Origin of the sequence: Mesorhizobium sp. M1217, from assembly GCF_040318275.1 — a bacterium.
In the GTDB taxonomy this organism is placed as follows: domain Bacteria; phylum Pseudomonadota; class Alphaproteobacteria; order Rhizobiales; family Rhizobiaceae; genus Mesorhizobium.
This window is the reverse complement of sequence record NZ_JAMYMA010000004.1, coordinates 178,528-201,880: the sequence shown is the minus strand read 5'-3', so window position 1 is coordinate 201,880 and position 23,353 is coordinate 178,528. Positions and strand designations below refer to the sequence as shown.

Here is a 23,353-nt window from a genome sequence, read left to right as displayed (position 1 = left end):
ACAGGGGTGGAGACCGGCATTACAAGGCACGGCTCGCCCGATGCGGCCGAAAGCCGCCTGCACCGCGGCACCAATCAAAGCGGCATGCGGGACCACAATGAGCGGCTGGTGCTGTCGCTGGTGCGCCAGCACGGCAGCCTGGCCAAATCCGACATCGCACGCATGACTGGCCTCTCGGCGCAGACAGTATCAGTCATCATGCGCGAGCTGGAGGAGGACGACCTGCTCGTTCGCCAGGCGCCGTTGCGCGGCAAGATTGGCCAGCCCTCGATACCCATGGCGCTCAATCCCGACGGCGCCTATTTCATCGGCCTGAAGATCGGCCGGCGCAGCGCCGAGCTCGTGCTGATCGATTTCCTCGGCAATGTGCGCTCGATGCTGCAGCATTCGTACCGCTATCCGGCGCCGCGCGAGACGGTGGAATTCGTTACGAGCGGCATGAACAAGATGCGCGGCGAGCTCACTCCTGCGCAGGACAAGCGCATCGCCGGGCTTGGCATCGCCATGCCGTTCGAATTGTGGAACTGGGCCGATACCGCCGGCGCGCCGCGTGAAATCATGGACGAATGGCGCCATCGCGACATCCGCGCCGACATCCAGGCGCAATGCGAATTTCCGGTCTACCTGCAAAACGATGCCACCTCGGCCTGCGGCGCCGAGCTCGTGTTCGGCCAGGCGGCGGGTGCGGCGCGCGATTTCGTCTATTTCTACATCGGTGCCTTTGCCGGCGGCGGCATCGTGCTGAACGGCCGGCTGTTTGGCGGCCCAACCGGCAATGCCGGCGCGCTGGGCTCAATGCCAGTGCCCGGGCCTGACGGCAAGCCGACGCAGTTGATCGACGTTGCATCGATCGCCACGCTGGAGAAGGCGCTCAACGCACGCGGCGTCGAGGCCTCGCATCTGTGGACATCACCGGGGGACTGGGGCGAGATCGGTGCCGAGCTTGACGACTGGATCGCCAGCGCCTCGCAGGCGCTCGCCTATGCCATCGTTGCGGCGTCGTCCGTCATCGATTTCGAAGCCGCGGTGATCGACGGATGGATGCCGCTCGCCGTGCGCAGGCGGCTTGTCGATGCCGTCATCCAGGCCATCGGCAGGATCGACGGCGAAGGCCTGAGGCTGCCGGCCGTCCGCGAGGGAACGGTCGGCATCCATGCGCGGGCGCTGGGTGGCGCCAGTCTGCCGCTATCGGAGCGCTTCCTCATCGGCTCGACCACGATTTCCCGGAGCTTCTGAGCATGCTGATCGGTATCCCGGCGCTGCTCGGCCCGGAGCTTCTGGCGATGTTGCGCGCCATGGGCCATGGCGACGAGATCGCGCTGGTCGACGGCAACTACCCGGCCGAACAGCAGGCACAGCGGCTGATCCGCGCCGACGGTCATCATCTCGTCCCGGTGCTGGATGCCGTATTGAGCGTGTTGCCTGTCGACGACGCCGTGCCGCAGGCGCTGTTTCGCGCCTCGGCTAAAGGCGATCCCCTGCTCGCCGATCCGGTTCATCATGAGATTGAAGCGATCTGCGCCAGGCATGCGCCGGGCCGCAAGGTGGTTGCGCTTGCCGGCGCCGACTTCTATGCACGGGTCAAGGCCGCGCACGCGATCGTCGCGACGAGCGAGCCGCGGCTTTACGCCAACATCATCATTCGCAAGGGCGTGATCTATCCGCCGGAAAGCAAGACTTCATGATCCTCTGCTGCGGCGAAGCCCTGATCGACATGCTGCCGCGCACCACGACGGAGGGCGAAGCGGCCTTTGCCCCCTATGTCGGTGGTGCCGTCTTCAACTCGGCCATTGCGCTCGGCCGACTCGGCGCGCCGGCCGGCTTCTTCTCCGGCCTGTCGTCGGATCTGTTCGGCGGGCAGTTCAGGGAGGCGCTGGGGGCCAGCAAGGTCAGTTCCACCTATGCGCACACCTCGCCGCGGCCGACCACGCTCGCCTTCGTGCGGCTCACCAACGGCCAGGCGACCTATACATTCTATGACGAGAACACCGCCGGGCGCATGCTGACCATCGAGGACCTGCCGGAGCTCGGCAGCGAGATCGAGGCCATGCTGTTCGGCGCCATCAGCCTGATCTCGGAACCGGCCGGATCGGCCTATGAGGAGTTCATGCGACGTGAGCATGAGCGCCGCGTGATGATGCTCGACCCCAACATCCGGCCAAACTTCATTCCCGACAAGGCCAGGCATCTCAGGCGCATCCGCAACATGATGGCGATGGCCGACATCGTGAAACTGTCGGACGAGGATTTGAACTGGTTCGACGAAGCCGGCTCGCATGAGGACGTCGTCCGCAACTGGCTGGACCGCGGCCCGAAGCTGATCGTCGTCACCCACGGCAGCGAGGGCGCGGTTGGTTACAGCAGCCAGCACCGGGTCACGGTCGTGCCGGACAAGGTCGAGGTGGTCGATACGGTCGGCGCCGGCGACACGTTCAATGCCGGCATCCTTGCCTCCTTGCACGAGCAGGGCCTGCTGTCGAAGACGGCAATCGCCGGCCTGCCGAAAGAAGCCATCCATAAGGCGCTGACGCTCGGCGCCAAGGCCGCGGCGGTGACGGTCTCGCGGGCCGGCGCCAATCCGCCATGGCGGCATGAACTCGCCTGACCGGCTGGCAACCGCCTCACGGACTGCCTGCCGGCGATCACTTTATGTTTCGCCTAACCTGGCGGGCGGGATGCGCAGCCCATATCAAGCATGCCGAAGCCCGGATTTTCCCGCGTTTAAGAGGGCAGATCGGAAACCAGAGGTAACAGGCTGCGACACTTGAGCAATTCAGGGCTTTGCCCTGCGGCTTTCTCGGCCGTGCCAAGTCTGCTACCAGCGGCCGGTTATCTGGCTAAAACCGTTTGAGGCCGACATGCAGTTCATCGATCTTGGCGCACAGCGCGAACGCATCCGCGACAGGCTGAAGGCGGCAATCGACCGCGTCGTCGACGAAGGTCGTTATATTCTTGGACCGCAGGTCACCGAATTCGAAAACAAGCTCGCCGCCTATATCGGCACCAAGCACGTGGTCGCTTGCGCCAACGGCACCGACGCGCTGCTGTTGCCGCTGTTTGCCGCCGGCATCGGCCCGGGCGACGCGGTATTCGTGCCGAGCTTCACCTTCGCCGCCACGGCCGAAGTGGTGGCGCTGACCAAGGCCGAGCCGGTGTTCGTCGATGTCGATGCTGACAGCTACAATATCGACATCGCCAGCCTCGAGGCGGCAATCGCCATGATCAAGGCGGAGGGGCGGCTGAGGCCGAAGGCAATCATTCCCGTCGACCTGTTCGGCCTCGCCGCCGATTACGAAGCAATCATGGCCATCGCCAATCGCGAAGGCCTGATGGTCATCGAGGATGCGGCGCAGGCGACCGGCGGCTCGGCTGACGGCAAGATGTGCGGCTCGTTCGGCACCGTCGGCTCGACCAGCTTCTATCCGGCAAAACCGCTCGGCTGCTACGGCGACGGCGGTGCGATGTTCACCAATGACGATGCGCTGGCCGAACAGCTGCGCTCGTTCGCCTTTCACGGCAAGGGCGAAACGCAATACGACAATGTCCGCGTCGGCATCAATTCACGGCTCGATACACTGCAGGCGGCGATCCTAATCGAGAAGCTGGCCATCCTCGAGGACGAGATGGTGGCGCGGCAAGCGGTCGCTAATCGCTATGCCGAAGGTCTCGGCGATATAGTCAAGACGGCGCGCAATCTGGGCGGCGGCCGCTCGGCCTGGGCGCAATACGCCATCGAAACGCCGAAGCGCGACGGGCTCAAGGCACATCTCGGTGAAAAGGGCATTCCGTCGGTCATCTACTATGTGAAACCGCTGCACAGCCAGATTGCCTATCGCGATTATCCGCGCACGCCGACCGGCCTTGCCGTTTCGGAAGAGCTGCCGAAACGCATCCTGTGCCTGCCGATGCATCCCTATCTGAGCGAGGCCGACCAGGACCGGATCATCGAAACGATCCGTAACTATATCGGCTCGAATTCGGCGCACGTGGCGGCGGCATAATTCGAAAGTTGCGGAACATGGTCGCGGATTACATCGACGAGTTCATCATGTTCTGCGCCGGGTTGTGGATGGCTGGCATCGGCTTCGGATTTCTCGCGGACCCGTTCCAAGCTCGCCCCGGCCAGCAAGCATGGTGGACCAACTTTGGAACCCATTTTAAATGGATGGGGCCGCTGTTGATCCTCATCGCGATAGCGCTCGCGTTCGCGGCACCTTCCTAGATGCGCTCGCGCCAGCAACAGGCTCGCCATTGACGGCATCGCTGATCAACAACGGACCGTTCACCTCAAACTGGGCCGTCGGTACCGATTTCGGGATGCTTTGCTCTGCGCCGAAGCATAGTCTGCACCTGTCTTCCCTCTAGGCTGGCTATTTCATGAAGAAGATTGGTTTCCTCTCGTTCGGGCACTGGACGCCCTCGCCGCAATCGCAGACGCGGACGGCATCCGATGCGCTTTTGCAGTCCGTCGAGCTGGCCGTCGCCGCCGAGGAGCTGGGTGCGGACGGCGCGTATTTCCGCGTGCATCACTTCGCCCGCCAGCTCGCCTCGCCCTTCCCGCTGCTCGCAGCGGTTGGGGCGAAGACCAGCCGAATCGAGATCGGCACGGCGGTGATCGACATGCGTTACGAGAACCCGCTCTACATGGCCGAGGACGCCGGCGCCGCCGATCTGATCGCCGGAGGGCGTCTGCAGCTAGGCATCAGCCGCGGCTCGCCGGAGCAGGTGATCGACGGATGGCGGTACTTCGGCTACGCCCCGCAAGAGGGCGAGAGCGATGCCGACATGGCCCGCAGACACACCGGAGTGCTGCTCGAAGTGTTGCTGGGCAAAGGCTTTGCCCAGCCCAACCCGCGGCCGATGTTTCCCAACCCGCCCGGCCTGCTTCGCGTCGAGCCACACTCGGAGGGCCTGCGCGAGCGCATCTGGTGGGGCGCCGCCACAAACGCCACCGCAGAATGGGCGGCGAAACTTGGGATGAACCTGCAGAGTTCCACGCTCAAATTCGATGAAGGCGGAAAGCCGTTTCACATCCAGCAAGCCGAACAGATCAAGGCTTTTCGCGAAGCCTGGAAGGCGGCCGGCCACACGCGCGAGCCGCGGGTGTCGGTGAGCCGCAGCATTTTTGCGCTGGTCGACGATCGCGACCGAGCGTATTTCGGCGGCAACCAGGGCGGAGATCAGTTCGGCTATATCGAGGCAGACAGGCTTGCCGTGTTCGGCCGCTCCTATGCCGCCGAGCCGGACGTCCTGATCGAGCAGCTAAAGGGCGACGAAGCCATCGCTGAGGCCGATACGCTGCTGCTCACGGTCCCCAACCAGCTCGGTGTCGACTACAATGTCCATGCCATCGAGGCGATCCTGACCCATGTCGCTCCGGGCTTGGGCTGGCGCTGACGACTTTGTTGGGAAGCCACGGCGGTCAATACGATGCTCGCGTTCTAGCGATCTCACGGCTGCTTCCCGTCGGCTCGTTTCAGCATCGCAAATGCGCGACTGATCCGTTGCAGGGCCGTGGCGTTGGCCAGCACCGCGTACAGCGCGAACCCGCCCGCCAGAATCCAGGGCGAAGCCGCGCCCACGGCAGTCGCGACTCCGTCGGCGGCGAGCAGCACGCAAATGAACACCAGACGTTCCATCCGCTCGAAGAAATCCGGCCAACCATGGTTTTCCACAGGGATTTCCAGCGCCGTCCGCGCCTTGGCATAACTGGTGAGAATCCCGCCGGCGAACGCGAACATTGCGATCGCCCACAGATCGGCGACCCAGCCTATTGCCGCAAAGACGGCCAATTCCTGATAACGGTCGACGATAGCGTCGAAATAGCCACCGGCCTTGGTGCTCATATTTGTCCGGCGGGCGACCGCACCGTCCAGCGCGTCGAAGCTGAAGGCAAACGCCAGGCACAAGCCAAAGGCAAGACTTGAATGGTGATACGCGTAGGCGGCCGAAGACAAAGCCACGAGCACGAGCCCGCTGGCCGTAACCTGGTTCGGCGTCATGCCGATCCCGATCAGCGGAGAGGCGGCCTGCTCCCATAGCGGGTCGATGCGACTTTTCATGAGACCGGCGATCATGGCGGCTCCTCTGATGATGTCGTTTGACGGAGCTTTACCAGCAATTTGCGGGTTTGTTCCACCATCGCCACCGTTTCAGTTGGCCAATGCGGGCCGAGACCGGGCTCAGGAACGTTCTCAACTCGCCGCAAAAGCGATCTCGTTTGGCGAATGTGGCCGGCGGATTAAGGTGCTCGCCAAGCTGACGGCGAAACAGAACTTCCGGTCGCAGCGACAGCTGCCCGACAGCATTTCACGGTTTGGGCGATGCCCTTGTGACGGTTGTGCAAATCGAGTGGCGGTCTGGCGGCAACACCCGAACGATGTGACTATGATTGCTTGCGACCCGTCGGAAGCCGGCCGAAACTCGATGCATAAATTTCTACCCAAGTTCGCCTACCTGCTCGCGACCTCTGTCGGCGTGGGATTATCTCCAACATGGCCGGGCACGGCCGGCGCAATGGTTGGAGTGGCTGTTGCCGCGGCTCTGATACCCGCATCGCCTTGGCTGACGGTGCTTGCCTATGCGGCCCTGTTCGCCGTCGGCGTATGGGCGTCATCGCATGTTATCTCCCATACCGGGACGGAGGACCCGCAAATCGTCGTCATCGATGAGACCTTCGGCGCCGCCGTGACACTTTCCATGCTGCCACTCGACCCACTCTGGTGGGCAACAGGCTTCCTTGCTTTCCGGTTTTTCGACGTCGTCAAGCCTTGGCCCATCCGTATCATGCATGACAAGGTAAGGGGTGGGGCCGGCATCATGCTGGACGACGCGGCCGCGGCTGTCGTCGCTGGGGCGTTGCTGCTCCTGCTGAACGAGTTGATTGATCATTTGCCGTAACGGCGACATTCGGCCTCCAATGCCAAAGGCCAGCACGATGGTCCATGCGAGTTTAGCGACACAAGGGGAGGACCGAAGCGGTTGGCGCGGCCCTACTCGGTGACAACGAGTAGGAAGGAGGCATGACGAGACGGGCAAACGGCTGAACATCGCCGGCATTCCCGGCGACGACATCGGCAAGGAAGTCGTGCCGGAAGACCGGAGGCATCCGCCGCTCACTGATGATGTTCGCACGCCTGCGTGCGGAAACCCAAGCCGTCAAGTATTTCGATCAGCATCTGTACAGGATCAGGCACACCGTGCGTTGACCGCCACGCGACAAACCCGTCCGGCCTGACCAAGGCGGCACCGCCGCTTTCAACCCCGAGCGCGGAAGGCCACCGATGGTCCAAATCAATCAGACCCCCATTGGCACCCAAGGCGTGGCAGGTCAGCGGGATGCGGAGGCGCTGGCTTACGGCGTCAGCGGCCTGACACCATGCGTCGTCGGCGCAGAGGAGAAGAGGGTCGCGATCGCACAAATCGAGACTCGAAATCCGCTGGCCGGCACGCCCGACCGCGAAATGCGGTAAACGCGTGCCAGGGCGGCCCGACAACTCCGTGGATTTTTGGAATGGGTGATCGTCCCGCGTGGCTTCCTGAGCCACGACACCTGCAGCGTAGCGTTGGCCAAATACCACGTCGTAATCCTCGACGATCGCGACTGGGGGAGGCAATCGCTTCGACGGATCGTCGAACCATTTCTGAAGGCGGGCGAGCGCTTGCGCCAACGTAGCCTCGATGACCGGCCGGCGCTCCATGTCATAGCTATCCAGCAACGAGGGACCGGCATGCCCGCGTGTTACCATCGCAAGCTTCCAGGCAAGGTTATGGGCGTCGTGGATACCTGAATTGCCACCGAAAGCGCCTGTTGGGGGCATCACATGTGCGGCATCCCCCACAAGAAACGCGCGGCCTCGGCGGAATTGGCGCGCTGTCATCGCGGCCACTTCCCAGGAGCGCACATCGACAAGCCTAGTCGTGATATCCGACCGGCCCGCACCTCGTATGATCAGTTCCCTGCACCTGACTTCATCAAAATCCTGGGGTTTCTCGCCCTTTTCGGGAAAGTATTGGATCGCCAGAAGCCATCGTCCACCCTCCCTGGGCGGAAGGTCCCGTTGAGGTCCGTCACGAAGCACGACGTGAAACGCTTGCCGCCGATCGTCGGAGGCATGTCCGTGTCAAAGACGACATTTATCCAGTGCTGAAGGCCGCCTGCCCCGCTGCGGCTGATCTCCAGCCTCTCTCGCATCGAGCCGTTCGCACCGTCCGCGACGATCAGATAGTCGGCCGAGATGGCGTCCTTTACGCCGGTCGCGATATCGCGAATTTCCGCGCGGACGACATTCTCATCCTGTTCGAAAGCCACCAGTCCCTGCTGAAACGTATGTCTGCACCGTTCCGCTCGGCGTAGCGGCGCAGAATCGGTTCCAGGACGTGCTGATCACACGTCGCCGGTTGCGTGGGGCTGAGGGCACTTGCATCCGGCCACGCCGGTCCGCCCCATTGAATCTCGGGATCGGTGAGATTCCTGGCGCGCGCAATAGCGCCTGCCTGCTGGTCCCCCGTACGATTTGCACGAATCTCCTCCTCGAGGCCGAGGCTTCGAAAGATCTCCATGCTGCGCGGGGAAATGCCGGCAAATTTGTACTGGATTGACGTGTCGGGATGGCGCTCGACGAGGACGCACGGAATGTCGTTGTGAGCCAAAAGGGCGGCCGCCGTCAGACCGTTTAGGCCGCCCCCGACGACGAGAACCGTGGTGTTGGTCATCTCGGATCTCCTCTCATTGATTTGATCACTTAAATATTTTGATTGATCAAATCATATGATTGGTCCAAATATGTGTCAAGACACGAAGGAGCGTGGAATGGGACCGGGCCAAGACCGCTTGCAGCACGCCACCGAGGCTTGGCGCCTGGTGTTTGATTTCCTGATGCGGTCCGCGCCGGACCGGTTGGCGATCCAGCAGAAATTGGGTCTGACGCCCAACGACTCGCGCGCCCTCTTCACCCTCGACAAAGATGCGGGCAAGCCGATCGGCGCATTGGCCGCTCAATGGCACTGCGACCCTTCGACGGCGACCTGGCTGGTCGACCGGTTGGAGCAGGCGGGGCTCGCCGAACGGGTTCCGTCGCCAAGCGATCGCCGTGTCAAACGTGTCAAGCTTACGGCCAAGGGTGTTGCAACCATTGAGGAATTGACAAGGGAATATCACAAACCCCCTGCGGAGATGCTTGCGCTTACACGCGCGGACCTGGATCAGCTGATCGGCCTGGTCAGAAAGTTACAGGCTGGCAAGTCCGTGGGTTGATTACATCCCGCGCGGCGTTGCTGCTGCTAAAAGAAGATCATTTGGACGTCCCAATGGCTATCAGTCTGGTTGTGCCTCGATCTTAAGCATCACACCTCTTCCAGTCTGCGCACGCGAGCTTTGACCCCATTGCCAATGGCATCTGCGACTTGCGAAGGGAAACCCTTTGGGAGCGATGCACAAACCAGTTCGATTGCCGCTAGCGCCCGTTGGCGCAGCTCGTCAAAGATCGCTGTGACGGGTTTTGGACCAATTCCTGCCTTGGCGGCGGTCTGGATGAAATGGCGCGGCATGACGCTATCGATAAGGTAGTGGCGTGCGTCGCCTATAGCCATCGCCAACTTCATTTTGTTGCGCCTGATCTGTCCCGCATCAAGGCTGGTCTGCGCTGAGATCACATCATATAACGGCGTCATGCGGAACCGGCCGCCGGGAGAAAGAAAGACGCTAAAATTCTTGGCATGTCCATCTGTGGCGCCGAGCAGCCAAAAGGCGACCACGGCCTTCAGAACCGCAGCTTGATCTAGCTCCGGTTGGTCGCTTCCCTTCATCAGACCAAGGATAGCCGGAACCCCAGGCCCGCCATCGGATTCGTATTTCAGCGACGGAGGCACAGACAGAGCCTGGCAGCAGTCTTCCTGGGGCAAGCGCAGGAGACGGTTGTCACTCGTCCATCGGCGATCGAAACGTTCGACTACGAGCACGCGATTGCCTTCGAATTCCTCGATTGCGGCGACGGCGCACGGGAGTCCCAGGGCGGCTGTCATCTTGAGGCAGAAAAATTCGTTTTCAACACTGAAGGAAAGGTCGATGCCATTTGGCAAGCGTCCAATCTGTGGCTTGAGGATGTGCGTTGTAGCAGTCGTCGCCAGCGGCTTGTACCAACGTCCTTTCCAGAACAAGAGCGCAGTCTTTTCCTGAGCGCCAGCGATCGAGATCCGGAAATCTTCATCCTCGCCCAGCCCGAGGGGGGCCGATGCCAGATCGCGGACGAGACGAGCAATTTCGATATCGTCAACGGGTTTGCCGTCGACAATACCGGCGGGGCCCGGCTCGACATCATCCGGCAGGAATTGCAGTGCGCCGACACAATCCCGTCCGACAGCGGCAAGCAAGTCGTGGGCGTCTATCCCTCGGGCATGAACACGCTCAGCCATACGGCGGCGAATCGGGATGCTGTCGGGCAGGAGATTGTCGAACACGGCAATGACGGGTGCACCGATATAGCGATCTTCACGTAGGGGCAGAGATAGCGAGACTGGTAGCGCATGCTCCCAGGCAAGCCAGGACGGATCATACTGAAAATCGATCGCGCCGCTGGATTGTCTATTCAGCCGCCCGACGAGACGGCTGTTCAAGAAGACGTTGAGCGGGAGGTGCCGCCGCGGACGAGCCATCAAAAGACGTCCTCGATCTCAGTCGACTTTGCTCTGGTCCGAGAGCGGACAACCAATTCAAGGTCGAGCGCTGCGAGAATGTCGCAAAGCGTTCCGAGCTGTGTCCCGGGCGCTCCATTCTCGACGGCCGAGATGGTCGCTTGGCGTAGCATCGTGTGCTCCCCGACAGTGGCCTGGTTCAGGCCGAGCTTGCGGCGCCGCCGGCGGATGGCATCTCCGAGTTGCTTAGGCGTTCGGGCGATTTGGTCCACAGCGTACCTCTCCAGCTATGAGATATACGCTCAGAAGATAGATTTCAATATGCGCTAGAGCGAATAAATTGGAAGATGCGCTCCACCGTATAACCCGCCTCCCTCCCGCGTGGCCCTCACAGCCATGCCTCGATTTTCAGCTAGGCTGCTGGCCGCCGGCCAAAGCAATGCGAGGATCCATGCGGGAAGTCCTCCGAACGCCTCTCCATTACGCGCAATGCTCGAGGCAAAATTAGGCCTATTGGGTCGGCAGTGGATCGATTGTTCACACAGATCGTGCGGCACTCACCCAATCGAGGCGTGCGGCAGGTACAAGGCCGTAATTGTAGAAATTGATGCCATCGACGCCCGCCGCCAGCGCCGGTTTCACTTTGGCGGCGAGAATGTCCGGGCCTGCCATTTCCGGATGGAACAGCCGGTAACCGGTCCCAAGGAATTTCTCTGCTCCGAGCGTGGCACGGCCAGTGGCCATCAGATCTGCGACATCGCTGGCCTGCATATCGTAGGCGCACAGGATCGCGCCGTCGCAAGCCTGGCCGAGAGCCGCCAGATCGCAGCCGCCCAACCAGCCGTCCTTCAGGTCAATGATGAGGACACGTGTGCCCGGATCGGCAACGTCGCGCAGCTCGGCAACCAAGCTGGTCACCGGCTCGAACCGCCACAGCAGAAAGTCGTATAATTCTGGCCAGGGCTGGAAGGTATCGAAGCTACCGTTCGGAAAGTCCGGAAAACGCGGTGCCGGAACGGCACGATCACAGGTCTCGACGATCCACCCTCTGACCAGTTTGCGCGCCGCCTCGCCGTCAATGCCGGCACAAGCGGCGCGGGCGAGGCAGGACGGGCAAAAGCACAGCGACAGAAGGAAGTCATCTTCCGCGGTCAGCCCGACACCGTCTTTCTCGTGATGATATTCGTGGGCGAAGCTCATGAATGACGGGCTTTCGAGCTCGATTCTGTCCGGCTTGTAGGTGTGCGTAACGTCGGCGACCAGCGCGCGAACATAGGCGCGCGCATCCGGATGCGAGGGACAAAGGTTGTAATAATTGGGATCGCCGAAGGCATTTCGGGTAACCACCTGCGGATAAAGCATGCCGGCGCGGGTGTTGTGCAGGCACACCGTCCAGCACGAAACACCGAGCCCATTGGCGTCTCGTCTGCGGACGAGCTCGCCAAGCACGTCGCCTCCCTGCGAGATCACGTCCGCCACCTTGGGCTGAATTGCGAGGTCGGCCCATCGCGCGGCGGTTGGCTTGAAGTAGATCGTGCCGTCCTCCGGGAAATAGGCTTTGCGGCGCGGGCTGCGCGGCTGAAGGAAGCGTCCCGCATGATACGAGGCAGCAAGGCTGATCATGTTGAGTCCCGCGCGTTCGACCAGATCGCGTTCGACCATCTCGAAACCGAGATCCTGGACATCCCAGGGGTAGGTCCACATGGAAAGCTGCATAAGATATCCTCAGTTCTCCAGAGTGGCGCAGCAGCTAGACGCCGTGCGGTTTCCCTTTAGGTTTCTACGGGTTCGGCGACTTGCATGAGGCAGTCTCCTGCCTCGCACATTGTATGCAGCCGCCGCGAAAGCACGATGCCGTTTTCGGCAAAATGCAAGGCTTCCTCGGCAAGATCGAGCCTTTCGAGATCGTGATACCAGCCAGCCAATTGTCCGGCGTTCACGCTGTCGCCAACCCTCACGGCGGGTTCAAACCAGCCGCGGCGGGCGGCGTAGAGGCCCTGGCTATGCCGCGAAAGCGAAAGCAGTCGCGTCGGCATCGAATGCATTGACTCCGCGCCAACAACTGGCCCGTCGACCAGGCCTAGTGCAATCAGCAGATTGTCGATCGCGCGAGCGGTGATCGCCATCGTGTCGACCGTGGCGGTGCCGCCGCCCCCGAACTCACCGCTGACGCCGATGGCGCCGGCACGGCGCGCTGCACCCATGGAGGTCGGCGAGGCCTGGCCATTGTCGGCCACGAACCCATAGGGCATGCAGAGCGCCCGCATCAGCTCCACCCCGCGCCTGTGGCGCTCGGGATCGGCATTGCGCTCGACGAGTGCAGTCGGCAGATGTTCCATCGAAGTGCCCCCCGAATGAATGTCGAAGACGATGTCGTGTCGGGGGAACAGGTCTGTCTCGAGAAAGTTGGCGAGCCGGCTTGTCGGCGTGCCCGACGGATCTCCGGGAAAGGCGCGATTGAGATTGCCGCCATCGAGCGGCGAGCAGCGTTTGGCGGCCATCACCGCCGGCACATTGGCCATCGGCAGGATGGTGACGCGGCCCCTGACTCGCGCTGGATCGAGCCGGCGGACCAGCTTTGCCAAGCACAGCTCGCCTTCATATTCATCGCCGTGATTACCGGCCATAAGAAGCAGCGACGGACCCTCACCATTGCGCATGAGGCAGATCGGGACCTTGATTTGGAAATATGGCGAACGGTCTATCGAGAACGGGATGCTCAGATGGCTGAGCGTCTTGCCGTCCCGATCGAAATCGAGCGAATGGCTGATGCCGGTGTGCATGGCGGCGGTTCACACAGCCGCGACGGCGGTGACCTCAATGCGGAGGTCAGGATCAGCGAGACGCGCCTCGACGCAGGCACGCGCCGGCAGACGGGCGGAATCCACCCAGGCATCGTAGATACTGTTCATGGCGTCGAAATCGCCAATCTGTGGCAGGAAGATGTTGACCGCCACGAGCTTCGACTTGCTGCTGCCGGCCTCGACCAGGAGCGCCTCGATCTTGGAGAGTACCTCGCTCGTCTGACCCTCGATGCCGGCCTTGCGATCGTCTGCGACCTGGCCCGCTATGTGCACGAGGCCGCCATAGACGACCGCCTGCGACATGCGGGAGCCGGATTGCAAGTACTTGATCATATCGGATCCTTTCGTTCTTTTTTGGAAAGCGCGACGATGGTCAGCCGAAATAGGTGGGAAAGGCGTGGCTGACATATCCGGCCGCGTCGACGCCGAAGATCACGCGATAGCGATCAAGGCAGGTGCAGGGATGGGAGATGCCGAATTCAACGGTGTCGCCGACGGCAATGTCGTCGCCCGACGCAATTGTCAGGAAGGCGTGCTGGTCGTTGAGCTTGAAGACCTCGGCACGCGCTATCGGCAGCTGCTTGCCGGCACGAAAGATGGTCAGGACCATTGGAAAGCCCTGGTCGAACGACACGTCGCGCATGCCCATGCCGCAGATCGCAAGGCCGGGCTCCGGCCGCGACAGTACCTCGGCCCATAGGCGCAAAGCCGGACGGAACGAATTTCGTGCGGACGCATTGAAGCCGCCGACTGCAAAACCCTCGCGGGCGTCGAGTGTGCCGAGCGAGCGGTCGTAGACGCCATGGTCGTGGAAGAAGATGGCGCCGCTGCGCAGCACCAGCGTCGCGCTGCTGTCCCTAGAAACGAGAGGCGAAAGCGCTGCGACCACTTTGTCGAAGTAGACCGAGCCGCCTGCCGTGACAATCAGCGGGGTGTCGCCGCCGACGCGGGCGCGGAGCCGCAGGAACATGTCGGCTGTCATTGTCAGCAGGGCGGATATCGCCTCATCGGTGCGGTCAGGATCGGGCTGCGCCGCGGCACCTTCATAGGTTGCGACGCCGGCGATCAGCAGCCGGCCGCCGGCTGCTACAATCGCGTCGGCAATCGCCTCGGCTTCGCCGGTGGTCCGGGCGCCTGCCCTGCCCGCACCAAGTTCGACGAGCACGCGCAATGGCGGCAGCCTCGCATTGGCCCGCCAGGCTTCGGCAAGCGCATTCACGGCGGCGATCGAGTCGGCGAAAACGTAGAACTCAGCGCTTGGCCAGGCGCTGACAAGAACCGCAAGCCGGTTCGCACCACCTGGTCCGCCGACCTCATTGGCGATGATCAGCCGACAGAGTCCGGCTCTGAGCATCACCGTGGCCTGCCTTATGTCGGCGACGGTCGTGCCCCATGCTCCGGCCTCGATCAGGGACCGGGCAAGATCAGGCGCCATCGGGGTCTTGGCATGCGGGGCGATCACGGCGCCCTGCTCTCGCGCATAGCGCAGGAACAGGTCACGATTGGCGATGAAGGCCCCCTCGTCGACGGTCAACACCGGCAACGACATACGCCCATCCGCTGGATGCCAGCGCTCAGATGCGACAAGGCTGCTGTCCAAGCCGAGGGTGCCAGGCGGCACGCCGCGGATACGGTCATCGAGCAGGAAATTTTCTCGGGTCGCCAGCAACAGTACGGGTGAGCTTTCGGTCATCCGATGCTAGTCCTTCCTTTACAGGATGAAGTCCGGATCGATTTCCGATTCCGGCCACACCATGAGAGAGATGCGTGCCAACACCTTACCGCGGACCGATCATCGATGCCCACCATCACCTTTGGGATCTCGGCCTCAGCCGGCACCCCTGGCTCGCCACAACGGCTGGCGAACGCGGCGGTCTGGGGGAGCTTGGCCGCTTGCGGCGAAACTACCTTCCTGAAGATTATTTGCGCGACGCCGGCCGGCACAATGTCGTCGCAACCGTGCATGTCGAAGCCGGCTGGACCGGGGATGAATGCGTCGGCGAAACGCGGTGGCTTGAAACGCTCGACAAGTCGCGCGGCGTGGCCGCCCGTTATGTTGTTCACATACCGCTGGCGAGCCGCCAAGCGCCGGCGCTGGTCGAGGCGCAGGCGGCATTCGACCGTGTCGTCGGTGTGCGCGACATACTGAGCTGGGATCCGGATCCTGCCCGCCGTTTTGCTGCCCGTGACGGCATCATGGACGATCAGGCCTGGCGTGCCGGCCTGTCCCTGCTTGGGCGCCACCGGCTGGTTTTCGACCTGATGGTGTTTCCGCGCCAGCTCGCCGGTGCGGCGCGCCTCGCAGCGGCCTTTCCGGACCAGCTCTTTGTTCTCAACCACTGCGGCAGCCCGATCGATCGCGATGCAGACGGGATGCGGGTGTGGCGCGAAGGGCTGCGGCTTTTGTCGGAGTGCGACAACGCTGCCATCAAGATATCGGATCTGGTCGCCTACGATCATGATTGGACACTCGACAGCCTGAAGCCGGTTGTCATGCATTGCATCGACTGTTTCGGTACGCAGCGAGCGATGTTCGGCAGTGACTTCCCAGTCGCCGGCCTGCATGCGTCATTCGATGCAGTATATGACAGCTTCAAAGCCATTGCAGGAGAGCTTTCCGCGGACGAGCAAACGGCGCTGTTCTTCGGCAACGCAAGGCGTATCTACCGGCTGCACGATATTTCATCGGCGGGCCTGCTCCCTGCCTGAGAGAAGCAGCAGCCCCAGAATCAGCGACCCGAACAGGATACTGCGCCAGCCGGGCGATGCGTTGACGACGGTTATCAGCGCCGTGATCGTGACCAGCAGGATCGCGCCGGGGATAGTACCGGCATAGGTGCCGAGCCCGCCCAGTATCGAGGTGCCGCCGAGCACCACGGCGGCAATCGACGCGAGGAGATAGGGATCTCCGATCCCGACATAGCCTTGGCCGTTCATGCCGAGGACCAACACACCGGCAAGTCCCGAACAGAAGCCGCTGATGCCGTAGACGGCGAGCGTGGTCGAGGCGACGGAAACTCCGGACAGCGCCGCGGCAAGCGGATTGGCGCCCATCGCGAAAATCCGGGCGCCGAGGGATGTCGCATGCATCGTGGTCAGAACGATCACGGAAATGACCACCCACAAAAGCACGCCTGCCGGAATACCGGCTGGCCGCGCATTGCCGAGCCAGCTGACCAGCGGGTTCTCGGCGGTCACGGCGCTGCCGCCGGCGATGATGATCAGGAGGCCCTGCAGGAATGTCGCCATCGCCAGTGTCATGATCATTGGATGAACGCGCAACAGCGCCACGCCCAGCCCGTTTACGAGACCTATCGCGGTCGTCAACGCAAGTACTGCAAGAACGGCTGTGACCCCGGTCGGATCCGCCTGCAATGAGAGCAGCGGGAGGCTGACGGCACTGACCGTGACGATCGCCGCGACGGAAAGGTCAATGCCGCCGGCAATCACCACGAAGGTCTGGCCCGCCGCGACCAGGCCGATCACCGCGCCCAACTCGACCAAATAGCGCAAATGACCATAAGCGCCGAAGCCACGTGAAGCGAAGCTCGCCGCGATCCACACCGCGGCAACGATAGCGACCGTGAGGAAGGGCCGGCTGCGCAGGATCGTCAACGCCCGCCCGCCGCGCGCGCTCTCTTTCCGTGCTGTCATTGCTGCACCTTGCGGAATTGCGGGATGGCGACCGCCCCGATGATGATGAGGCCTTGGGCGACATACTGAGCAACTGGCGTGAAGCCGAGGAAGAACATGACACTGATCATCAGGCTGAGCAGCAGGCTGCCGGCAAGCGCGCCGCGCATCGTGCCCTGGCCGCCGAGGAAGCCGATTCCGCCGAGCACCGCGGCGGCAATGGAATTCAGCGTGAAGGCTGTGCCTATGACCGGGTCGCCCGAACCCGTTTGCGCGGCGACGAACAGGCCGGCGCCTGTGCAAAGCAGACCGCTGATCGCATAGGCCGCGATCCGCGCGCCGTCGACCGGCACGCCGGAGCGATAGGCGCCGACCGGATTCTCACCGGCGGCATAGAGGCTCAACCCAAGCGGGGTGGCGAGATAGAGTTTCCACAAAAGCACGACGAGCACCAGCAACACGAATGCCGCCGGCGTGTTGCCGGCAAGCAGGTCCGACAGCCACTCCGGAATGGCGCCGCCCGGCCTCGGCAGGATGAGCAACGCAGCACCGCCGATGATGAAGGAGCCGCCGAGCGTCACCACGATGGCCGGCAACCGAAGTTTCACGACGATGAACCCCGTCGCGGCACCGATGCCGATACCGGTCAGCGCCACCACGGCGGTGCCGCCGGCTACGCCCAGCGGCCCGATCATCGTCGTCGCGGCGATTACCGCGCCGAGACTGACCATTGCGCCGATTGCCAAGCTGATGCCGCCGGTGAGCATGAGGATCGCCTGGGCCATCGCGACCAGCGCCAGCGGAAACCAGCTCTGGGTGAATTTGGCGAAGCCGGACGCCGTCAAGAGGCCGGGGAACAACACGCCGTAGGCAACGAGGAACGCCAGAACCACGGCAAACAGGCTGCGCACGCCAACATTTCGGCGCAGCTGAACTCGCCAGTAGAGGGCGCCGGCTTGGCTTGAGGATACAACCGTGCTCATGCCGCAACTTTCTGCTGTTCGGCGCCCATTGCGGCGGAGACGATGACTTCCTCGCTCAGTGCCTCGCGCTCGAGCATGGCCTTGATGCGACCTTCTCGGACCACGGCGACGCGGTCGCAAAGGTGCACCAGTTCGGGTGTGTCGGAACTGAGCAGGACGATCGCCTTGCCGGCGGCAGCGAGATTGCGAAGCATCATGTAGATCTCACGCTTGGTCTCGACATCGACGCCGCGCGTCGGATCGTTGAGGAGAAGCACAAGCGGATCGTGTGGCATCCATTTCGCCAGGGCGACTTTCTGCTGGTTGCCACCTGAGAGTGCCTGCGCCGGGCGATCGAGGTCGCCCTTGATGGCAAGCTGGGCGGCGAGTCCCCTCGCCAAATCGCGCTCGGCACGCCGGCTGCGCAGCTTCAACGCCGGCAGCCTTGCGAAGGCTGGTAGCATCATGTTGGTGATGATGGGATGGATCAAGTGCAGGCCTTCGCGCTTGCGGTCGGCCGGGACATAGGCGAGGCCGAGCGCATTGGCTTTCGGCACGCCGCCCGGCAGACCCGAAGCAGCGTTTACGGTCGCGGATGCCGACCTAGCCGGGATCGCGCCGTAGAGGCCAAGCAGCAGATCTTCCTGCCCCTGCCCGACCAGGCCGCCGATCCCAAGCACCTCGCCTGTCCTGATGTCGAGATCGACGTCGCGCATCAGGCCGGCCGAAAAATTACGAACCGAGATGGCGTTGGCTGGCGATGGCGAAGGCTGCCATCGTGGAAAGAGATCGCCGGGGTCGCGGCCGACCATCAGCCGCACCAGCCCGGCGGCATCAGTTTCTTCCAGCGAGCGGTCCGCCGTGCAGGCGCCGTCCTTCAGTACGGTGACATGCTGGCACAGTGTCATCACTTCGTTCAGCCGGTGTGAGATGTAGAGAATGGCGATGCCCTCGGCCCGAAGCCTTTCCAGCAAGTCCGTGAGGGTTTTTGTCTCGGTTGCCGATAGCGATGAGGTGGGTTCGTCGAGAATGAGCACGCGCGGCCGCCGGTAGAGCGCCTTGGCGATCTCCACCATCTGACGCCGGCCGAGTGACAGATGCCCCACCGGCGTAGACAGCGGTTCGCGAAGGCCGACAAGATCACATGCGGCCCTGGCCCGTGCGGCAAGTTCCGTGTAATCGACCAAGCCGAATCTCTTGGGATAGGCGCCGAGCCCGATATTTTCGGCGATCGAGAGGCTGGCCGTCAGGCTGAGTTCCTGTTGGACAACGGCGATCCCGGCATGCCGCGCATGAGCGGGGCTCATGCGCGATACCGGGCGTCCATCAACCTCGATCGCCCCGCCGTCCGGGCGCAGGGCGCCGGACAAAAGGTTGATCAGCGTCGACTTCCCCGCGCCGTTCTCGCCGAGCAGCGCATGCACGCGGCCCGGCTGCAGAGCGATGGAAACGTTGCGCAGGACGGGGTTGCCGAAGAAGGACTTCGACACCCCCCGCGCGGCGAGAAGCGTAGCCGTGGTTGTCAATGTTGCAACCCTTCAGGCTTATTTCTGGGCCAGCAGCTTCTTGAACAGATCCTCATCGAACGGCGAATAGATGTAACCGTCAGCCGGGAAATCCTTAGCCCTGGCGAGATATTCGTCGACGTTGGAATTGTCGATCACCGGCAGCGGGATCTTGACGAAAGCCGGCACATCCTTGCCGTCCAGCGCCTGTACGGCGGTGTAGGTGGCGAAAGCGCCGAGCCAGTTCGGCTGCATCGTCGCCCAGCTCTTCAAGCCCTTTTCCTTCCACAGTTCGAGGAACTGGCGCGCATTCTCGCCGGTGATCGGCACCTGGTCGCGACCCTGCTTGTCGAGCGCGAGCACGGCACCCGCCGAGAGAGCGCCGCCGAGCGACAGGATGCCGTCGATTTCGGGATTGGCGAAAAGCAGACTGGTGACCGCTTCCTGGGCGGGCGCGACATTGTAGGGCGTGTTCGTTTCGGCAAGCACTTTCACATCGGGATGAGCCTTAAGCTCGGCATCGGCGCCTTTGCGCCGGTCGTCACTGACCGAAACGCCGGCTGGGCCATTGAGGATCAGAATTTTGCCCTTGCCTCCGATGGCGTCGATCAGGAACTTGGCCGCCTGATCGCCCCACTGTGAGGAATCGGTGTTGACCTTGGCGGTCACCTGGTCGGTGTCGACGAGGCTGTCGAAATTGATGATCGCGATGCCTTTGGCGCAGGCGTCCGCCAGCACGCGCGCCGGCGCGGTCGACGAGCCAGCTATCAGGATGATGGCATCGACATCGGAATCGATCATCGACTGGATCTGCTGAATCTGGACGTTGGCGTCGCCTTGGGCGTCGGTCACGACGAGCTTGTCGACCAAGCCTTGCTTCTTCAAAGTTTCGACTTCGGCTTCGATCGTGCCCTGTGTCTGCTTCATCCAGGTCGGAACTGAATAGATGTTGGCCCAGCCGATCGTATACGGCGCCTTGCGGTCGCCCTTGATGCATTTAGCGGCGGCGTTGGCCTGCGAACCGGCGCCAACGCTGAGGAGAAGACCGAGGCAAAGGGCGCTGGCGGATGCGAAAAACGATGATTTGGTCATGATTGTTCCCTTCTGAGGTTATGCCTGGACGTGCGGGGTCGAGACGAGAAAACCCGCCGGTTGCCGCATGTCGGAAACCGCCCTTTTTCTCGTCGGGACTCTCTGCGCCTGGCTCTTTATTGTCCGATATTCCAGACACGAGGCCTGTATATCGGACAGATGGGATGCTAGACTGAGCCTTGACATCTTTCAAGCGTCTTGAGACGAGGGCCGAAATGATTTTGCGCGGGGTGCGGCCCACATGAGCGATGGCGTCACTGGTTTGATCGAAAGGGAAGTCCGCGCCGAGCCGCGCAATGGCGAACGGCGCCGCGGGATTGACCGCGTCATCACGCTGCTTGAAGCGCTTCTGCGGCAGCGCGCGCCGATGCGCGTCGGCGATATCGCCAAGATGATCGGCGCGCCGCGTTCGACCACTTATGAGATCGTCAACAGCCTGCTGGAAGCCGAAATGCTCGAGAACGTCGGGACGGAAGGCTATGTCTATTTCGGAAAGGCGATGCATCTGTTCGGCTGGGCCTACTCACATCATAATGCCCATTATCGACGCATCATCGAAACCCTGGACAGACTAGGCGCGGAGACGGGCGAGACCGTCCAACTGTGTGGCCTGCGCGGGAACAAATACGTCGTCCTTGATTGCCGGGACTCGCCCGGCCCGTTCCGGATTTCAAGCGATGTCGGAGTCGAGGTGCCGATCCCGTGGACGGCGTCCGGAAGGCTGCTGCTCGGCCATATGAGCGCGCAGGAAATACAGGACTTCATTCCGCCTGGCGACTACAAGCTTCCCGACGGCCGCGTCATTGCGCCAGCCGAGTTCTTCGGCGATGTGGCACTGGCGCGCCAGCAAGGTTTCAGCGAGACCGCCGCTCTGGCTGACCGCTTCACCTGGTGCATGGCCGCGCCCATCCGCGATGGCGACGGGGGCATCAACAAGACGCTTTGTTTCGTGTTGCCCGTCGACACGCCGGAAGCCAGGCGCAGCGAATTGCTTGCCCTGCTATGCGAGCGCGCCCGTGGATTGTCGCTGGCGGGAAGCTAGTAAAAATCGGCGCGCGAAGGTTCGGGATAGGCTCCGCTCGTTCAGCCGCAGCAGCGAGGCCGGAACCGGTATTCCGGTGGGTATGGCAAAGGCGGCAGCGCGCTCCCGCGACCACCTTTGCCCACAGTCCGCAGCGTGCCAGCACCGCAGAGTGCACGCGATGATACCGGTGCCTGGGACACCTCGTCCGGCCCGGCCACAAAGCACTTACCCTCTTCATTGAGCGTCGTTGATTGCTTAGACAACGGGACGTTCCGATTCCGCCGGATCATCCATCGGCGGGAGCGGCGGCAATGGAAAGCAAAGCTCGCCTATTACCTGAACGCCCACGCCAAGCACACTTATCTGTTCGAGGTCGGACGTGCTGGATGTAGAGCCGGTTGGCGCCTGCATCAGGAAGGGACCCAGAAACGAGACGGCGTTTTGCATCGTCGTGCGGGCTTCGGCGGTCCACGAGCCGCTGAATTCCACGTTACGAACCAGAAGCAGGCCCTGAGGCAGGCAATGCGCATAGGTCTCGTCGGTCGAAGCCTTGATCATGTCGCCGCGCTTCATTCCCGGTACGTACCAATCCTCCTCGTCGACGAGGTCGGGATGCCACCATCTCGTGCCGGCGATCCGCCGGGTGATGGTGAGCATGCAATACTCGAAATGCACATGCAGTTCACTGTCCGAGGTAGTTACCTCCGTTACGACCGGGTTTTTAATGAGATCGTGAAGCTGGATTGTGGCCAATCGGTTCACGAGCGAGGTGTCCAACTGCATTTGCGTGCTGGAAGCATTTGGCTGCTCTCTGGGCGGCGAGACGTGATCTGCCTCGGCTGTGAAGTGTCGCCGGGCAGCGCGAATTCGACTGAATGTTGGCAGGGTGGCGGCCAGCGCCCGGGCGTGGAGCGGCGAAGCGGTGAGGCCACCCAGTTGGTTCGCGCTGAACTGGCTCAGATTGACCGCGGTGCTTGCTGCATCCTGGATACCGAGAAACTCGACTGGCTGGGTAGCGTAGTCCGTGAGATGTGGCTGCATGCGCAGCTTTCTGACCGCTTCAACCCTTGGCACAACAGCTAATTCGGCGGCAAATGCCTTGCGCCGTTCGACCGCCTCGGAAACTGCGGTGAGGTTCGACACCACCTCTTTTGTCAACACTCGCATCTTCCATAAGTGGGGATTTGCCTTAATGGCGCCGGGTGTCTCGGTCGTGGTTGCGGTAGTGCGGGATATCCTTTGATCGAAGACATGCCAGGCCGTGCAGCTGGGCTCGGCGAAATCTGTCGGCTCGCAGCTGAATGGCAGCGCATCGGGATTGTCCCCGATATCTTTTCGTGCCTCGGCAACCATCGCGGCGATGCGCGCATAGGAAGGAGCATCAACCGGAACCCCCGGTTGCGCCCATGGGATCATCGCCAAATAGGCAGACTTGGCGGTAAGACTGCCGACAGACGAGGCGGAAACGGAGGAGGCATCGGACCGTTTCAGCCATAGCGGGTAGTCGTACTGGTCTTCCAGCCACTCCGACAGCCGCAGCGGATTGGTCACGCCATTTTGCACGATGCCATCGGCTAGCGCCTGCCCCGGATGAATGGCAAGCGCCAACGACGGGTCATTGTTGGGGTTGTAGGTCGCGATTAACGTGTCCACCACTTGCTGGCCAAGGATCGCGAGCTGATCGCTGTTCGTGCTCACAGG

Annotated in this window: 23 protein-coding genes and 1 pseudogene; 10 read left to right on the top strand and 14 right to left on the bottom strand. The window is 62.4% G+C overall.

What is annotated here, in order from left to right; all coding sequences use genetic code 11:
• Nucleotides 1-6: 6 nt before the first annotated feature.
• The 6 genes from NKH37_RS08460 (at nt 7) to NKH37_RS08435 (ending at nt 5,397) form a co-directional block, all read left to right on the top strand.
• The gene (locus NKH37_RS08460) at nt 7-1,236 is read left to right on the top strand and encodes an ROK family transcriptional regulator (protein ID WP_353005124.1); all 1,230 of its coding nucleotides are present in this window, start codon (nt 7-9) and stop codon (nt 1,234-1,236) included.
• Between the two features lie 2 nt (nt 1,237-1,238).
• Nucleotides 1,239-1,685, top strand: coding sequence for an RbsD/FucU family protein (locus NKH37_RS08455; protein ID WP_023718455.1), 447 nt, complete (start codon nt 1,239-1,241; stop codon nt 1,683-1,685).
• Nucleotides 1,682-2,605, top strand: coding sequence for a carbohydrate kinase family protein (locus NKH37_RS08450; RefSeq protein WP_352483656.1), 924 nt, complete (start codon nt 1,682-1,684; stop codon nt 2,603-2,605). Before NKH37_RS08455 ends, NKH37_RS08450 begins: the two co-directional genes overlap by 4 nt.
• Nucleotides 2,606-2,858: 253 nt before the next feature.
• Complete coding sequence (locus NKH37_RS08445) at nt 2,859-4,001, top strand: DegT/DnrJ/EryC1/StrS family aminotransferase (RefSeq protein ID WP_023718457.1); 1,143 nt, start codon at nt 2,859-2,861, stop codon at nt 3,999-4,001.
• A gap of 17 nt (nt 4,002-4,018) precedes the next feature.
• Nucleotides 4,019-4,222, top strand: coding sequence for a hypothetical protein (locus tag NKH37_RS08440; protein ID WP_353005122.1), 204 nt, complete (start codon nt 4,019-4,021; stop codon nt 4,220-4,222).
• A gap of 155 nt (nt 4,223-4,377) precedes the next feature.
• On the top strand, nt 4,378-5,397 hold the full coding sequence (locus tag NKH37_RS08435) for an LLM class flavin-dependent oxidoreductase (protein WP_352483658.1): 1,020 nt from the start codon (nt 4,378-4,380) through the stop codon (nt 5,395-5,397).
• Nucleotides 5,398-5,450: 53 nt separating this feature from the next.
• Here the strand turns inward: NKH37_RS08435 and NKH37_RS08430 are convergent, their stop codons facing one another.
• Nucleotides 5,451-6,077, bottom strand: coding sequence for a CDP-alcohol phosphatidyltransferase family protein (locus tag NKH37_RS08430; protein ID WP_352549180.1), 627 nt, complete (start codon nt 6,075-6,077; stop codon nt 5,451-5,453).
• Here NKH37_RS08430 and NKH37_RS08425 point away from each other — a divergent pair.
• On the top strand, nt 6,076-6,900 hold the full coding sequence (locus NKH37_RS08425) for a phosphatidylglycerophosphatase A family protein (protein WP_352848349.1): 825 nt from the start codon (nt 6,076-6,078) through the stop codon (nt 6,898-6,900). The genes NKH37_RS08430 and NKH37_RS08425 overlap by 2 nt on opposite strands.
• Nucleotides 6,901-7,115: 215 nt before the next feature.
• Here NKH37_RS08425 and NKH37_RS08420 read toward each other — a convergent pair whose 3' ends face one another.
• Nucleotides 7,116-8,018 carry an FAD-dependent monooxygenase gene (locus tag NKH37_RS08420; RefSeq protein ID WP_353005261.1) on the bottom strand — a complete coding sequence of 301 codons (903 nt, stop codon included), beginning with the start codon at nt 8,016-8,018 and terminating at the stop codon, nt 7,116-7,118.
• Nucleotides 7,952-8,715, bottom strand: a pseudogene (locus NKH37_RS08415) (FAD-dependent monooxygenase). The gene NKH37_RS08420 and the pseudogene NKH37_RS08415 overlap by 67 nt, the downstream one beginning before the upstream one ends.
• Before the next feature lie 97 nt (nt 8,716-8,812).
• On the opposite strand from NKH37_RS08415, the gene NKH37_RS08410 reads away from it, so the two are divergent.
• A complete protein-coding gene (locus NKH37_RS08410) occupies nt 8,813-9,256 on the top strand; it encodes a MarR family winged helix-turn-helix transcriptional regulator (RefSeq protein WP_352588795.1) in 444 nt (147 codons plus the stop codon).
• Between the two features lie 89 nt (nt 9,257-9,345).
• Here the strand turns inward: NKH37_RS08410 and NKH37_RS08405 are convergent, their stop codons facing one another.
• From NKH37_RS08405 to NKH37_RS08380, 6 genes are all read right to left on the bottom strand, one after another.
• Nucleotides 9,346-10,653: a type II toxin-antitoxin system HipA family toxin gene (locus tag NKH37_RS08405; RefSeq protein WP_352588798.1), complete on the bottom strand. Its 1,308-nt coding sequence runs from the start codon at nt 10,651-10,653 to the stop codon at nt 9,346-9,348.
• Entirely contained in the window at nt 10,653-10,904 is a 252-nt protein-coding gene (locus tag NKH37_RS08400) for a helix-turn-helix domain-containing protein (RefSeq protein ID WP_023718464.1), read from the bottom strand. The genes NKH37_RS08405 and NKH37_RS08400 overlap by 1 nt, the downstream gene beginning before the upstream one ends.
• A gap of 265 nt (nt 10,905-11,169) precedes the next feature.
• Nucleotides 11,170-12,348 carry a hypothetical protein gene (locus NKH37_RS08395; protein WP_023718465.1) on the bottom strand — a complete coding sequence of 393 codons (1,179 nt, stop codon included), beginning with the start codon at nt 12,346-12,348 and terminating at the stop codon, nt 11,170-11,172.
• Between the two features lie 56 nt (nt 12,349-12,404).
• Complete coding sequence (locus tag NKH37_RS08390) at nt 12,405-13,415, bottom strand: succinylglutamate desuccinylase/aspartoacylase family protein (RefSeq protein WP_023718466.1); 1,011 nt, start codon at nt 13,413-13,415, stop codon at nt 12,405-12,407.
• A gap of 9 nt (nt 13,416-13,424) precedes the next feature.
• Entirely contained in the window at nt 13,425-13,769 is a 345-nt protein-coding gene (locus NKH37_RS08385) for a RidA family protein (RefSeq protein WP_352588801.1), read from the bottom strand.
• 40 nt (nt 13,770-13,809) lie between these two features.
• The gene (locus tag NKH37_RS08380; RefSeq protein ID WP_352494804.1) at nt 13,810-15,129 is read right to left on the bottom strand and encodes an alanine racemase; all 1,320 of its coding nucleotides are present in this window, start codon (nt 15,127-15,129) and stop codon (nt 13,810-13,812) included.
• A gap of 74 nt (nt 15,130-15,203) precedes the next feature.
• Here NKH37_RS08380 and NKH37_RS08375 point away from each other — a divergent pair, with 74 nt between their 5' ends.
• Nucleotides 15,204-16,145 (top strand): amidohydrolase family protein, encoded by a 942-nt coding sequence (locus tag NKH37_RS08375; RefSeq protein WP_352895184.1) that lies wholly within the window; start codon nt 15,204-15,206, stop codon nt 16,143-16,145.
• Here the strand turns inward: NKH37_RS08375 and NKH37_RS08370 are convergent.
• Genes NKH37_RS08370 through NKH37_RS08355 form a run of 4 tightly spaced genes read right to left on the bottom strand, consistent with a single transcriptional unit; the run spans nt 16,119 to nt 20,628 of the window.
• Complete coding sequence (locus tag NKH37_RS08370) at nt 16,119-17,090, bottom strand: ABC transporter permease (protein WP_352790941.1); 972 nt, start codon at nt 17,088-17,090, stop codon at nt 16,119-16,121. The two genes, NKH37_RS08375 and NKH37_RS08370, sit on opposite strands and share 27 nt — an antisense overlap.
• Nucleotides 17,087-18,052, bottom strand: a complete 966-nt coding sequence (locus NKH37_RS08365) for an ABC transporter permease (RefSeq protein ID WP_353040924.1) — start codon at nt 18,050-18,052, stop codon at nt 17,087-17,089. Before NKH37_RS08365 ends, NKH37_RS08370 begins: the two co-directional genes overlap by 4 nt.
• On the bottom strand, nt 18,049-19,557 hold the full coding sequence (locus NKH37_RS08360) for a sugar ABC transporter ATP-binding protein (protein WP_023718472.1): 1,509 nt from the start codon (nt 19,555-19,557) through the stop codon (nt 18,049-18,051). Before NKH37_RS08360 ends, NKH37_RS08365 begins: the two co-directional genes overlap by 4 nt.
• Nucleotides 19,558-19,575: 18 nt before the next feature.
• Complete coding sequence (locus NKH37_RS08355; protein ID WP_031193806.1) at nt 19,576-20,628, bottom strand: substrate-binding domain-containing protein; 1,053 nt, start codon at nt 20,626-20,628, stop codon at nt 19,576-19,578.
• 241 nt (nt 20,629-20,869) lie between these two features.
• Between NKH37_RS08355 and NKH37_RS08350 the strand changes: the two genes are divergently transcribed.
• Entirely contained in the window at nt 20,870-21,670 is an 801-nt protein-coding gene (locus NKH37_RS08350; protein WP_353000203.1) for an IclR family transcriptional regulator, read from the top strand.
• Between the two features lie 237 nt (nt 21,671-21,907).
• Here the strand turns inward: NKH37_RS08350 and NKH37_RS08345 are convergent, their stop codons facing one another.
• On the bottom strand, nt 21,908-23,350 hold the full coding sequence (locus tag NKH37_RS08345; RefSeq protein WP_353005115.1) for a hypothetical protein: 1,443 nt from the start codon (nt 23,348-23,350) through the stop codon (nt 21,908-21,910).
• Between the last annotated feature and the right edge of the window lie 3 nt (nt 23,351-23,353).

Excerpts from the sequence above, each read along its gene's own strand:
- NKH37_RS08455 (WP_023718455.1), top strand. The coding sequence starts at position 1,239 with ATGCTGATCGGTATCCCGGCGCTGCTCGGCCCGGAGCTTCTGGCGATG.
- NKH37_RS08450 (WP_352483656.1), top strand. The coding sequence starts at position 1,682 with ATGATCCTCTGCTGCGGCGAAGCCCTGATCGACATGCTGCCGCGCACC.
- NKH37_RS08445 (WP_023718457.1), top strand. The coding sequence starts at position 2,859 with ATGCAGTTCATCGATCTTGGCGCACAGCGCGAACGCATCCGCGACAGG.
- NKH37_RS08440 (WP_353005122.1), top strand. The coding sequence starts at position 4,019 with ATGGTCGCGGATTACATCGACGAGTTCATCATGTTCTGCGCCGGGTTG.
- NKH37_RS08435 (WP_352483658.1), top strand. The coding sequence starts at position 4,378 with ATGAAGAAGATTGGTTTCCTCTCGTTCGGGCACTGGACGCCCTCGCCG.
- NKH37_RS08425 (WP_352848349.1), top strand. The coding sequence starts at position 6,076 with ATGGCGGCTCCTCTGATGATGTCGTTTGACGGAGCTTTACCAGCAATT.
- NKH37_RS08430 (WP_352549180.1), bottom strand. The coding sequence starts at position 6,077 with ATGATCGCCGGTCTCATGAAAAGTCGCATCGACCCGCTATGGGAGCAG.
- NKH37_RS08410 (WP_352588795.1), top strand. The coding sequence starts at position 8,813 with ATGGGACCGGGCCAAGACCGCTTGCAGCACGCCACCGAGGCTTGGCGC.
- NKH37_RS08405 (WP_352588798.1), bottom strand. The coding sequence starts at position 10,653 with ATGGCTCGTCCGCGGCGGCACCTCCCGCTCAACGTCTTCTTGAACAGC.
- NKH37_RS08395 (WP_023718465.1), bottom strand. The coding sequence starts at position 12,348 with ATGCAGCTTTCCATGTGGACCTACCCCTGGGATGTCCAGGATCTCGGT.
- NKH37_RS08390 (WP_023718466.1), bottom strand. The coding sequence starts at position 13,415 with ATGCACACCGGCATCAGCCATTCGCTCGATTTCGATCGGGACGGCAAG.
- NKH37_RS08385 (WP_352588801.1), bottom strand. The coding sequence starts at position 13,769 with ATGATCAAGTACTTGCAATCCGGCTCCCGCATGTCGCAGGCGGTCGTC.
- NKH37_RS08380 (WP_352494804.1), bottom strand. The coding sequence starts at position 15,129 with ATGACCGAAAGCTCACCCGTACTGTTGCTGGCGACCCGAGAAAATTTC.
- NKH37_RS08370 (WP_352790941.1), bottom strand. The coding sequence starts at position 17,090 with ATGACAGCACGGAAAGAGAGCGCGCGCGGCGGGCGGGCGTTGACGATC.
- NKH37_RS08365 (WP_353040924.1), bottom strand. The coding sequence starts at position 18,052 with ATGAGCACGGTTGTATCCTCAAGCCAAGCCGGCGCCCTCTACTGGCGA.
- NKH37_RS08355 (WP_031193806.1), bottom strand. The coding sequence starts at position 20,628 with ATGACCAAATCATCGTTTTTCGCATCCGCCAGCGCCCTTTGCCTCGGT.
- NKH37_RS08350 (WP_353000203.1), top strand. The coding sequence starts at position 20,870 with ATGAGCGATGGCGTCACTGGTTTGATCGAAAGGGAAGTCCGCGCCGAG.